The following is a 12,086-nucleotide window of genomic DNA, read 5'->3' as shown; positions in this document are numbered from 1 at the left end:
CAGCGTCAAGCCGGCCGGAAGCGCGCCGCCGGTGACCGCATAGGAGTAGGGAGCCGCCCCGTTGGCGGCGGCAATCGTCAGGTCATAGGCGTCGGCAACCGTCGCACCGGCAAGCGCACCCGCAGCCGGCGTGAAGGCGAAGATCGGCGGAGACACCGTCACGGTGACAATTGCAGGGGCCGATGTGCCGGTCGTGTTCGTCGCCGTGTAGGCGAAGCTGTCGGCGCCGGAGAAGCCGGCCGCCGGCGTATAGCTGAAGGTGTTTCCCGCGACCGTGGCCGTGCCGTGCGATGGGGGCGCTGCGATAGCGACCGAAGCGGCCGTGCCGCCCGTAAGGCTCGGCGTAATGCCGTTGGCCGACGAGTTGGCGGCAACGGTTGCCGTCGTGGCACTGGCGATCGGCGCCTGGATGCGAACCTCCAGGCTATAGCTGCCGCTGGTTGCGGTCGCGCCATGGGTATCGGTCGCCTGAACCGTAAAGGTGAAGCTGCCGTCCGCCGTCGGCGTGCCGGACAGCGTACCGGCAGCGTCGAGCGAAAGTCCGGCCGGAAACGCGCCGCTGGCCAGGGCGTAAGCGTAGGGCGCCGTGCCGCCATTGGCCGCGAAGCTCTGGCTGTAGGCCGTGGCCACGGTTGCGGTCGGCAAGGCGCCGGCCGCCGGCGTGAAGGCGAAGATCGGCGCGGAAACGAGGAAGGACTGGCTGACATTGGACGCGGCCAGGTAAGCGCTGTCACCGGCCTGCGAGACCTCGATGGTGCAGGTGCCGCCGTTGCGGAATGTGACATCGCCGGTTGACGTGACGACGCACACGGGCGTCGTCAGAGACTGGAACGTGACCGGCAGTCCGGAACTGGCGCTCGCCGAAAGCGTCACCGGCGTTGCATAGTCCTGCGGTCCGGGATTGGCGAAGGTGATTGTCTGCGGCGCCTTGGGCGTCACCGTGTTCGACGCACTGGAGGCCGGTCCCGTACCGACACTGTTGGTCGCCGTTACCGTGAAGCTGTAGGTCGTGCCGTTGGTCAGGCCACCGACCGTGACCGGGCTGGATGCACCCGTTCCGACAAACCCGCCCGGATTGGACGTGACCGTGTAGCCGGTGATCGATGCGCCGCCGGCGCTTACCGGCGCGGTAAAATTGACGGACACTTCGCCGTCGCCAGCGATCGCCGTGCCCATAGTCGGGGCGTCCGGGACAACCGCGTTGACGGTAAAGCTCTGGGTGACCGTCGCCGCCGGCAGATAGGTGCCGTCGCCGCCCTGGTCGGCGGCAATCGCGCAGGTGCCTGTGCTGTGGAAGGTCAGGCTGCCACCCGGCGTGATCGTGCACACGGCCGCGGTCGAGGATGTGAAGGCAACGGGCAAACTCGCGTCCGACGATGCCGTCAACGTCGGCGTGGTCCCGAACGTCCGCGCGCCCGGATTGGCAAAGGTGATCGTCTGGTTGGCCCGTGGCGTCACCGCATTCGACGGCGAAGACGCCGACCCTGTGCCGGCGACGTTGGTCGCCGTGACTGTAAACGTATAGCTGACGCCGTTGGTAAGGCCGCTCACCGCGACTGGGCTCGACGCCCCCGTCCCGGTGAAACCACCCGGGTTCGACGTCACGGTGTAGCCGGTGATCGACGCGCCGCCGGTGCTTGCCGGCGCCGTGAAGGCGACAGAGGCCGAAGAGACATCGGCGGTTGTCGTTCCGATCGTCGGTGCGCCGGGCACGACGGCATCGACCGAAAACGTCTGCGAGACTGTCGGTGCAGCCAGGTATGTGCCGTCGCCCGCCTGATCCGCGGAAATGGCGCAACTGCCGGCCGTGTTGAAGGTCAGGTCGCCCTCGGGCGTCACCGTGCACACGCCTGCGGTCGACGAGGTGAAGGCAACAGCCAGGCTGGAGCTTGCCGTCGCCGTCAATGTCGGCGACGTGCCGAACGCCTGCGTACCCGGATTGGTGAAGGTGATCGTCTGTGCGGATCGCGGCGTAACCGCATTGGAGGCGGCCGATGCGGTGCTTGTCCCGGCGCTGTTGGTGGCGGTCACGGTGAACGTATAGCTCGTGCCGTTGGTCAGGCCAGTTACCCTGATCGGGCTCGTCGTATCCGTTGCCGTCATGCCGCCGGGGTTCGACGTTACGGTATAGCCCGTGATCGTCGCGCCGCCGTTCGATGAGGGAACCGTGAACTGCACGTCCGCATAACCGTCACCCTCCACGGCCGCACCGATGGTCGGCGCGTCAGGCACGGTCGGCGCAACGTCGACAGTGAAGACCTGGCTGCCGGTCGCGCCATAGGCGTCCGTCGCCGTCACGGTGAAGGTGACGGCGCCACCGATCGTCGGAGTGCCCGATAGGACCCCGTTGGTCGCCAGCGTCAATCCGGCGGGCAAGGCATTCTGCGTGACGGCGAATGTGTAGGGGCTTGCGCCGCCGGACGCCATAAGTGTTTGTGAATAGGGGGTGCCAGCCGTCGGGTCGGGAAGCGCCGTTGGCGCGACGACGATCGTCGGTGCGGCGATGGTGACGGAGTAGGCGCGCGAGGCCGTCGAGCCTTTCTGATCGGTTGCTGTCACCGTGAAATTGAACGGACCGCTTGCCGTCGGCGTGCCGGAAACGACGCCGCTGCTCGAGATCGACATGCCGGCGGGCAGTGCACCGGAGGTCGTTGCGTAACTCAAGGTGCCGGATCCCCCGGTGGCACTCAGTGTTTGCGTTCCATAGGCCTGGTTGTAGACAGGGTTCGGCAGCGTTGTCGTCGAGATCGCGATCGGTGCGTAGGCAACCGAATTGTCGGTGCTGGTAGATGCGTCGTTGGTAAAGCCGGCCACGCTCGTGGCCTTGCCGGCGGGTATGGACGCCACGACCGTGCCTGCCTGCGTCATTCCGCTGACCGAAACGGTGTAGTTGGCGCCCGATCCCGAAACGCTCGCCGTCGTCGCGCCGGCCGTGCCGGAAATCTGGACGTCGCCAGCCGAGAAGCCGGTGACGGATTTGCTGAACACCACATCGAAAGCAATGGATGTTCTGGCGCTGGGGTCGGATTGAGAGCCCGCCTGGTTGATCGTGACCGTCGGCTTGGTGTCGACCCAATGGCTGGCGCCGGTTGCGGTCCCGGTGCTGCAGCCGCTGCCACCACCGTAGCTGGCGGAGACCGCGTGCTGACCGAGCGGCAGCGTCGATGTCTGGAAGGTCGCAGACGATGCCGTGCTGACAGGCCCGGTCGGCGTCAGCCCAAGGGTCGTCGACTGCGATCCGATCGTGATCGTCACGTTTCCGGGCGGCGATTGTCCGGCGTTGCAGCCCATGGACGATACGGTCGCCGTCACCGACACCTGTTCACCAGGTAGCGACGGCCTTGGGGAGGATACGACATCGACGACAACCGGCCCACCGGTGGCGGCTTTGACGACGATGTTGTTGCTGTTGGCGGTGTAGTTGCCGCCCGTGCGCGTGCCGGTGAACGTGACCCAATCGGAAAACTGGCCGGACATCGCATCGAGGGAATCGACCTGATAGGAGCCTGTGCAGGTCACGGAAGACGTCGTGCCGCCGCCCGGGATTGCCGGGCATGAAACGACGACGCCCTTGTTCGCGGTGGTCGCAGGCGCGATGCTGAGAATATTGTAGGATCCGGGGTTCAGCACATAGCTGAAACTGATCGTGTCGCCAGCCGCATTGAAGGTCGCCGGGTTCGCCGAAATCGTGACAACCTGCGCCGACGCACCCATGGCCGAGGCCAGAAGAATGGCAACCGCCGCGAAAAAAGTCTTGAAATACAAACGCTGGAATGCAGACGAAAAAATCTTCTCGCCCGCGACGCTTCCGCACCGCAGCCCCATAAATACCCCCAATATATGCCGGGAAAATTAGCCCCATCTCCCAGTCGGGGCAGCTAATAAAGCGGAAGGTACTGAGTCAATCGCACAACTCACCATTGCCGGAGAAAATGCGGGCGGCCGTTGCCATGTGGCTTATCGATCACACTTTTTGGCGCCGCCGACGGCCGAACTTCGCCTGGCCCGAGTGGCGGCTTGAAGGTTGGCAACCCAAGGAGGTGCAGGCGAAAATGGCGGCCAGGTGTCGCGATGAGAATCGTTTATTCCGCGCTCGGCCTCTTCCGGCTTCGAAAGACGAGATATGCGCCTGCGACGCTCATCGCGGCAAGCGCATACCAGGTCAACGCGTAGACCAGGTGGCTGTTTCGGAATTGAACGACGGTCAGCCCGCCGACAGGCAGACCGCCGGCATTCGGTGTCGCGTCGGCATCGACGAAAAAGGGTGCGCCGTCGCCGACGCCCTTGGCGGCAAGAATGGCGGCGACATCGCGGGAGAACCAGCGATCGCCTCCCGGATCGTTGGACCGCAGGAATCCGCCGCCGGGTTCGCTGAGACGCAGCAGACCGGTGACCGACGTCGGTCCGATGATTTCGCCAGCCGCGCGGGCCTGGCGGTCACGCCTGTCGGACGGCACGAAGCCGCGGTTGATCAGGAGGTTCGTGCCGTCTTGAAGTGTCATCGGCGTCAGCACCCAGAAGCCGGCCCCGCGCTCGGTGACCGCCTGTACCAGCACCGATTTGTCATGCTGGAACGTGCCGGTCGCGGTGACGCGGCGATACTCGTCATTCTCCCGGCTGACGCTCGCCCAATCCGGCCGTGCCGGCGCTGGCACGGGGTCTGCGTGGATGCGTGCGTCGACGCGCGCGATGAGGTCAAGCTTCCAGAACAGCCGCTGGATCTGCCACGTTCCGAGCGCGACGAAGATGGCGGCAAGCGCCAGCATTCCGACGGCGAGCGTCAGTCGGGCGCGCGAGGAGGACGGCGTCGCGTCCTCCCTAGCCTGGCTTTCGGTGACCATGGTCGCTTTTGCCCGCACGCAGCCGTCAGGGCATGTTCTTCATCATCTCGTGTGTCATTGGCATCATGTTGGTGTTGAGATGATGCATGACCCAGAGCGATCCGGCGAGCGCGATGCCGACGATGACGATCGTGAAGATCAGCGCCATCAGCGTCCAGCCGCCTTCCGAACGGGCATTCATGTGCAGGAAGTAGATCACGTGCACGACGATCTGAACGACACCGATGCCCATGACGAGCACCGCCGTCAGCACCTTGCTGTCGAGCACGCCGCCCATGACAAGCCAGAACGGAATGGCCGTCAGGATCACCGACAGGACGAAGCCCGTCATGTAGCTCTTGAGCGAGCCGTGGCCGGCGGCATCGCCGGGGTGGCTGTGCGCGTGGTGGGGTTCGAACGCGCTTTCGTGACCAGGATGCTGCGAACTCATCCGAGGACTCCCAACAGGTAGACAAAGGAGAAGACGCCGATCCAAATGACGTCGAGGAAGTGCCAGAACATCGACAGGCACATCAGCCGGCGCCGGTTTTCCGGGATCAGCCCATGCTTGCTGACCTGCACCATCAGCGTGATCAGCCAGATGATGCCGAAGGTGACGTGCAGGCCGTGGGTGCCGACCAGCGTGAAGAACGACGACAGGAAGGCCGAACGGGTCGGACCTGCGCCCTCGTGGATCAGGTGGTAGAACTCATAGAGTTCCAGCGCCAGGAAGATCGCCCCGAACACGCCGGTGACGCCGAGCCAGAACAGCGTTTCCATCTTGGCGTTGCGCTCCATCTGGAGCATGGCGAAGCCGTAGGTGATGGACGAGAAGAGCAGCATCGCCGTGTTGATGGCGATCAGATTGAGATCGAACAGGTCGGCGGGCGCCGGGCCTGCCGCATAGTTGCGGCCGACCACGCCGTGCGTGGCGAACAGCACGGCGAAAATCAGGCAGTCGCTCATCAGGTAGAGCCAGAAGCCCAGCATGGTGCTGTGCTCCGGGTGGTGCTCTTCCGTCACGTAGAACTGCGGCTTTTCGCCTTCTTGGACTTGGGTTTGGCTCATCGTGTCAGATCCGTTCCGCAAGCAGCTTGGAGCGCGCATCCTCGGTCGACGCAACGGTCTCGGCGGGGATGTAGAAGTCACGCTTGTAGTTGAAGGTGTGGCCGATCGAGACAGCAATGATCCCGATGAAGGACACGGCGGCCAGCCACCAGATGTACCAGATCAGCGCAAAGCCAAGCACGACGCTGAGGCCGGCGAGGATGACCCCTGTCCCGGTGTTCTTCGGCATGTGGATCGGCTTGAAGCCTTCGAGCGGACGCTCGTAGCCGCGGTTCTTCATGTCGTACCAGCTGTCGTGGTCGTGCACCACCGGCGTGAAGGCGAAGTTGTAGTCCGGTGGCGGCGAAGAGGTCGACCATTCCAGCGTGCGGCCGTCCCAGGCATCGCCGGAGGTCTCGCGCAACTGGTCGCGGCGGAGATAGCTGACGATCAGCTGGATGATGAAGGACGCGATGCCGATGGCCACCAGCACCGCGCCAAAGGCGGCGATGATGAACCAGATCTGCAGCGACGGGTCTTCGAACTGGCTAACGCGGCGGGTGACGCCCATCAGGCCGAGCACGTAGAGCGGCATGAAGGCGAAGAAGAAGCCGATCTGCCAGAACCAGAAGCTCATCGCGCCCCAGAAGTAATCGAGCTTGTAGCCGAAGGCTTTCGGCCACCAGTAGACGACGCCGGCCATCAATCCGAACAGCACGCCGCCGATGATGACGTTGTGGAAGTGGGCGATGAGGAACAGCGAATTGTGGAGCACGAAGTCAGCCGGGGGAATGGCCAGCATGACGCCGGTCATGCCGCCGATCACGAAGGTGACCATGAAGCCGATGGTCCACAGCATCGGCAGCTCGTAGCGGATCCGCCCGCGGTACATGGTGAAGAGCCAGTTGAACATCTTCGCGCCCGTGGGGATCGAGATGATCATCGTGGTGATGCCGAAGAAGGCGTTGACCGACGCGCCCGAGCCCATCGTGAAGAAGTGATGCAGCCACACGAGGTAGGACAGGATCATGATCACGCACGTGGCGTAGACCATCGAGGTGTAGCCGAACAGGCGCTTGCCGCAGAAGGTCGCCACCACTTCGGAAAAGATGCCGAAGGCCGGCAGGATCAGGATGTAGACTTCCGGGTGACCCCAGATCCAGATGAGGTTGATGTACATCATCGGGTTGCCGCCAAGGTCATTCGTGAAGAAGTTGAAGCCGAGGTAGCGGTCGAGAGACAGCAGCGCGAGTGTCGCCGTCAGGATCGGGAAGGTCGCGACGATCAGGATGTTGGTGCAGAGCGAGGTCCAGGTAAAGACCGGCATTTTCATGAAGGTCATGCCCGGAGCGCGCATCTTCACGATGGTCGCAATCAGGTTGATCCCCGATAGTGTCGTGCCGACGCCCGCCACCTGCAGACCCCAGATGTAGTAGTCGACACCGACGCCGGGACTGTAGTCGGCACCCGAGAGAGGCGGGTAGGCAAGCCAGCCAGTGCGCGCGAACTCGCCGACGAACAGCGACATCATGATGATGATCGCGCCGCCGGCCGTCATCCAGAAGGAAAAATTGTTGAGGAACGGGAACGAAACGTCGCGAGCACCGATCTGCAGCGGAACGACATAGTTCATGAAGCCGGTAACGAAGGGCATCGCCACGAAGAAGATCATGATCACGCCATGGGCGGTGAAGATCTGATCGTAGTGATGCGGGTTGAGGTAACCCTCGTTGCCGTTGAAGGCGATCGCCTGCTGCAGGCGCATCATCAGCGCATCGGCAAAGCCGCGCAACAGCATGATGATCGCCAGGATGATGTACATGATGCCGATCTTCTTGTGATCGACGCTCGTGAACCACTCGTGCCAGAGATAGCCCCAGAGCTTGTACTTCGTGATCAGGCCGACGATCGCAAGGCCGACCACGGCCACGACCGCGAAGGTCACGATCAGAATGGGCTCGTGATAGGGGATCGCCTCTAGGGTAAGCCGCCCGAAGATGAGTTGCGTGAGGCTGGTGTCACCAAACATGGGTCTTCCAATATGTCTCGAATTGCGGCCCCAGGGGCCCTGGCGCCCGCTGGACATAGTCCGGCGAGCGCGCGAATTGCCTAATGCGTCTTGTGCATGTCGTGGTTCATCGGCGCGGGCTGCTCTTCCTTGACGCCCTCGGCCGGTTCCTCGCTCTTGGCGGGGTTGCCGGTTTCGGGGAAGGTCGCAGAAGGTGCTGCAGCCTCGGTCACGCCGCCGATATGGCGGTTGTCATGCTCGAGCTTGGCGCGGTTCTCGTGGCTTTCGACGCCCGCGCCGCCCATCATGTCGATGTGCATCATGTCCTTCATGCACATCTGCCCTTCGCGAACGCACATGTTGAGCACCGCCTCAAAAAGGCCGTCCTCAACCGAGGCAAAATAGCGGACCGACTCCTTGATGCTCGGCTTTTCGAGCTTCAGGTAGGTGTCGCGATTGAGCATCGTACCGTTCTGCTTCACCCGGGCGACCCACTGGTCGAAGCCGGCCTGGTCGAGACCATGGAACTTGAAGCGCATATGGGAAAAGCCGTCGCCGCTGTAGTTGGACGAAAGGCCTTCATACTCGCCTGCCTTGTTGATGACGGCGTGCAGCCTGGTCTGCATGCCGGGCATGGCGTAGATCATGCCGGCCAGCGCCGGAACGTAGAACGAGTTCATCACGGAGGACGCGGTGATCTTGAAGTTGATCGGCACGTCCACCGGTGCTGCCATCTCGTTGACGGTCGCGATCCCGTATTCCGGATAGAAGAACAGCCATTTCCAATCGAGGGCTACGACCTCGACCGTAATCGGCTTCATCTCTTCGGTGACCGGGCGCGCCGCGTCGATCCGATCGAGCGGTCGATAGGGATCGAGCTTGTGGGTGCTGACCCAGGTGATCGCGCCAAGCGCGATGATGATGGCGAGCGGCGCCGACCAGATGATGACTTCAAGGCCAGTGGAATGATGCCATTCCGGATCGTAAGTGGCGGCCGTGTTCGACTGGCGGTAGCGCCAGGCGAAGAACAGCGTCAGGAAAAGGACGGGCACGATGATCAGCAACATCAGGAGCGTCGAAATGACGATCAGATCCCGTTGCTGCGCGGCGATATCACCGGACGGCGACATCACCACCATGTTGCATCCCGAAAGGGTCGCGAGCAACAGGGCGACGAGCGCCGATCGTCCGGCTAGAATGAATGGCTTCGGCATTGCGGCCTCAACTTGCGTTTTGTCTAGTCGCAATTACTCGGGCATGCCTGCACATGGAAGTGAGGTCCATCGTCGCAGCGCAGCATTTTGCCGCAGTGCAATGACAACGATGGGACTATCGGCCCATGCGCATTTGTACTAGCGCAAAAAGGGCGCTGTCGGCTCACCGGCAGCCACGCGGGCTGAGGAGAGAGCAACCCTAACGAAGGTCAATGCGCATGTACGTGCGCTGCATTCTTGATATCAGACGCCATTTGGTCAACACTCTAAAGACATGACGCTGGTTCGTCGGAGAAATTCATGGTTTCGGTCGCTAACCCTACTTCGTCCGGTCTCGAGCGGGACGCACGCCGCATCCACGAGGACGAAAAGCCCATATCGCCCGGCAGCATCGCCATCGGCGTTGTCATTGGCCGGACCTCGGAGTTCTTCGATTTCTTCGTCTACGGCCTTGGGTCGATCCTCGTTTTCCCGAAGCTGATCTTCCCGTTCGCGCCGAATCCCGTGGCGGCGACGTTGATGTCCTTCGCGCTGTTCCCGCTTGCCTTTCTCGCCCGTCCGGTCGGTTCCTTTGTGTTCATGTGGATCGACCGCAACTACGGGCGCGGCACGAAGCTGACGGTCGCGCTCGTCATTCTCGGCGGATCGACCGCATCGATCGCTTTCCTGCCGGGCTACGATACCATCGGCTATTGGGCCGTGGCGCTGCTCGCGCTGTTTCGACTGGGACAAGGTTTTGCGCTTGGCGGCGCCTGGGATGGGCTTGCTTCACTGCTCAATCTCAATGCGCCACAGAACCAACGTGGCTGGTACGCAATGATCCCGCAGCTCGGCGCGCCGATCGGCTTTGCGCTCGCGAGCATCCTGTTCGGCTACTTCGTCACCAATCTCTCCGAGGCGGATTTCCTCGCCTGGGGTTGGCGTTATCCCTTCTTTGTCGCCTTCGCGATCAACGTCGTGGCGCTCTTTGCGCGTCTGCGCATCGTGGCCAGCAAGGAGTTCGGCGCGGCGATGGAAGCGCAGGAACTGCAGGCGCGACCGATCTTCGAGATGCTGAGCAAGCACAGCATCGACGTGGTGCTCGGCGCCTTCGTGCCGCTCGCAAGCTTTGCGATGTTCCACCTCGTCACCATCTTCCCGTTGAGCTGGGTGACGCTCAACGGCGGCCAGTCAGCGGGGGAGTTCCTGTGGGTCCAGGTGGCCGGTGCTGCACTCGGCGCGCTTGGCATCGTGCTTTCGGGCGTGATCGCCGACCGGGTCGGCCGTCGCAGCCAGCTGATGATCGGCGCAATCCTGATCGCCATTTTCAGCTTCTCGGCACCCTTCCTGCTCGACGCGGGTAAGCAGGGGCAGGATGCCTACATCCTGATCGGCTTCGCCATTCTCGGCCTCTCCTTCGGCCAGTCGTCGGGCGCCGTTTCGTCGCGCTTCACCAAGTATTACCGCTACACCGGCGCGGCCCTGACGTCGGATCTCGCCTGGCTGGTCGGCGCGGCGTTCGCGCCTCTGGTGGCCCTTGGTCTTGCCAGCAGCTTCGGCATCATCTTCATCGGTGGCTACCTAATCTCCGGTGCCATCTGCACGATCGCAGCGCTCAGCCTGACCCGGGCGCTCGACCAGCAGTAAACGGGGAAAGCGACAGTGGCCGGCGCCCTTCTTCGACGAGGGCGCCCGCCGACTCAGAGCCGGATCTCGACCTCAAATCCTTGGGTCATGCCGCGCGCCGGCGAGGCGATCAGCAACTGACCGTGCATCTGCTCGACGAGCCGTTTGACGATGGCGAGCCCGAGACCGGAGCCGGAGGCTTCGGTCGGGCCGCGGGTGAAACGCTTCGTCAGGTTCACAAGCACGTCCGGCTCGATGAGCGCGCTGTCGTTCGTGACGCGAATACCATTGATATCGATGTGAACGTCGACCGGGCTTTGCGGCGGGCTGTGGATCAACGCGTTTTCGATGAGATTGCGCAGCACGATTGCAAAAGCATCCGCGCGCACCGACCGCTCAAGCGCGGTTCCGTCTTCGACCTTGACATTGAGGCGGCTCGCCCCAAGCGGTGATCGCTCGAGATCCTGAACGACGACCATGAGGACCGGCAACAGGTCGGCGCGCTCGTCGGAAATTCCGATCCCGGCCTCGGCGCGCGACATCTGCAAGAGCTTCTCGGCCAGCCGTCCAAGATGCAGCAGCGCGCGCTCGATCTGCGCCGTTCGCTGGTGAAAGGCGGGCGGCACCTCGCTCAGCAAGCGTTGCGTCTGTGCAAGGGCGCCGGCGATTGGCGTTCTCAGTTCATGGGCGCTGTTTGATGTGAACTCCCGCTCCGCCTCAAGCGCCGACTTGAGCCGCGCCAGAAGCGAATTGACCGAGCGGGCGATCGCGCGCAACTCCTTCGGCAATGCACTTTCGTCGATCGGCGCCAGGTTGCCGCCGTCCTTGGTGTGGATCTCGTCGCGCAGCTGCGCAACGGGGGACAGGGTGCCGCGAACGACGAAGATGATCGCGGCGATGCTGCCCGGTATCAGCAGCAGCAACGGCAAAAGCAGCGCCGTGCCCCCTTCCATCAGTGCCTCGCTGCGGTGGTCGAGTGCATCGGCAACCTGGACGAAAAGCGTACCGTCGGTCGTTGCGGCCGTATAGATCCGATGGGTCGCCGTCTGTGAGAAACCGGCCGATAGCGGGACCGCAAAGGGTTCCTGCGCGCCGTCGGCGTAGAGCACCATGCCGTTGCTGTCGCGGACCTGATAGGTCAGGTATTGCGAATTCAAAGCCGGCGCCAGGACGGCCGCCTCCACAGGTCGCCCGGATGCATCGCGCGCTTCGTTGTTGGCGACGATGATCAGCAGGCGCTCGGCCGTCTCCTGGACGCCGCTATCGAAAATCTCGGTGAATTCGTCCTGCATGACGTAGACGCCGAGCCCGAGCGCCACGAACCAGAAGATCGCAACGACGCTGGTGAGTGCTATGGCCAGTCTGCGGGTCATGCTCGCGGTCGTCGGCATC

At 63.2% G+C, this 12,086-nt stretch carries 8 protein-coding genes; 1 reads left to right on the top strand and 7 read right to left on the bottom strand.

The window, feature by feature from the left end; genetic code table 11:
• The 6 genes from VGO12_RS31960 to cyoA form a co-directional block, all read right to left on the bottom strand.
• The coding region (locus VGO12_RS31960) for a beta strand repeat-containing protein (RefSeq protein ID WP_327516753.1) at positions 1 to 3,765 on the bottom strand (3,765 nt) is incomplete at its 3' end.
• A 317-nt stretch (positions 3,766 to 4,082) separates the two neighbouring features.
• A complete protein-coding gene (locus VGO12_RS31955; RefSeq protein WP_414650810.1) occupies positions 4,083 to 4,841 on the bottom strand; it encodes an SURF1 family protein in 759 nt (252 codons plus the stop codon).
• A 25-nt stretch (positions 4,842 to 4,866) separates the two neighbouring features.
• Positions 4,867 to 5,271 (bottom strand): cytochrome o ubiquinol oxidase subunit IV, encoded by a 405-nt coding sequence (cyoD, locus tag VGO12_RS31950; RefSeq protein WP_327516752.1) that lies wholly within the window; start codon positions 5,269 to 5,271, stop codon positions 4,867 to 4,869.
• Positions 5,268 to 5,888, bottom strand: a complete 621-nt coding sequence (gene cyoC / locus VGO12_RS31945; protein WP_327516751.1) for a cytochrome o ubiquinol oxidase subunit III — start codon at positions 5,886 to 5,888, stop codon at positions 5,268 to 5,270. The genes cyoD and cyoC overlap by 4 nt, the downstream gene beginning before the upstream one ends.
• Before the next feature lie 4 nt (positions 5,889 to 5,892).
• Positions 5,893 to 7,896, bottom strand: coding sequence for a cytochrome o ubiquinol oxidase subunit I (cyoB, locus tag VGO12_RS31940; RefSeq protein WP_327516750.1), 2,004 nt, complete (start codon positions 7,894 to 7,896; stop codon positions 5,893 to 5,895).
• A gap of 80 nt (positions 7,897 to 7,976) precedes the next feature.
• A complete protein-coding gene (gene cyoA, locus VGO12_RS31935) occupies positions 7,977 to 9,089 on the bottom strand; it encodes a ubiquinol oxidase subunit II (RefSeq protein ID WP_327516749.1) in 1,113 nt (370 codons plus the stop codon).
• Positions 9,090 to 9,389: 300 nt separating this feature from the next.
• Here cyoA and VGO12_RS31930 point away from each other — a divergent pair, with 300 nt between their 5' ends.
• Positions 9,390 to 10,715 carry an MFS transporter gene (locus VGO12_RS31930; RefSeq protein ID WP_327516748.1) on the top strand — a complete coding sequence of 442 codons (1,326 nt, stop codon included), beginning with the start codon at positions 9,390 to 9,392 and terminating at the stop codon, positions 10,713 to 10,715.
• Between the two features lie 53 nt (positions 10,716 to 10,768).
• Here the strand turns inward: VGO12_RS31930 and VGO12_RS31925 are convergent, their stop codons facing one another.
• Entirely contained in the window at positions 10,769 to 12,085 is a 1,317-nt protein-coding gene (locus tag VGO12_RS31925) for a sensor histidine kinase (RefSeq protein WP_414650809.1), read from the bottom strand.
• Position 12,086: the final 1 nt, after the last annotated feature.

This window comes from Ensifer sp., from assembly GCF_035999135.1.
GTDB lineage: Bacteria > Pseudomonadota > Alphaproteobacteria > Rhizobiales > Rhizobiaceae > Ensifer.
This window is presented reverse-complemented; position numbering and strand designations above follow the sequence as displayed.

What these genes read in the sequence shown, in the direction of transcription:
- VGO12_RS31955 (WP_414650810.1), bottom strand. Translation starts at nt 4,841, where the DNA reads ATGGTCACCGAAAGCCAGGCTAGGGAGGACGCGACGCCGTCCTCCTCG.
- cyoD (WP_327516752.1), bottom strand. Translation starts at nt 5,271, where the DNA reads ATGAGTTCGCAGCATCCTGGTCACGAAAGCGCGTTCGAACCCCACCAC.
- cyoC (WP_327516751.1), bottom strand. Translation starts at nt 5,888, where the DNA reads ATGAGCCAAACCCAAGTCCAAGAAGGCGAAAAGCCGCAGTTCTACGTG.
- cyoB (WP_327516750.1), bottom strand. Translation starts at nt 7,896, where the DNA reads ATGTTTGGTGACACCAGCCTCACGCAACTCATCTTCGGGCGGCTTACC.
- cyoA (WP_327516749.1), bottom strand. Translation starts at nt 9,089, where the DNA reads ATGCCGAAGCCATTCATTCTAGCCGGACGATCGGCGCTCGTCGCCCTG.
- VGO12_RS31930 (WP_327516748.1), top strand. Translation starts at nt 9,390, where the DNA reads ATGGTTTCGGTCGCTAACCCTACTTCGTCCGGTCTCGAGCGGGACGCA.
- VGO12_RS31925 (WP_414650809.1), bottom strand. Translation starts at nt 12,085, where the DNA reads ATGCCGACGACCGCGAGCATGACCCGCAGACTGGCCATAGCACTCACC.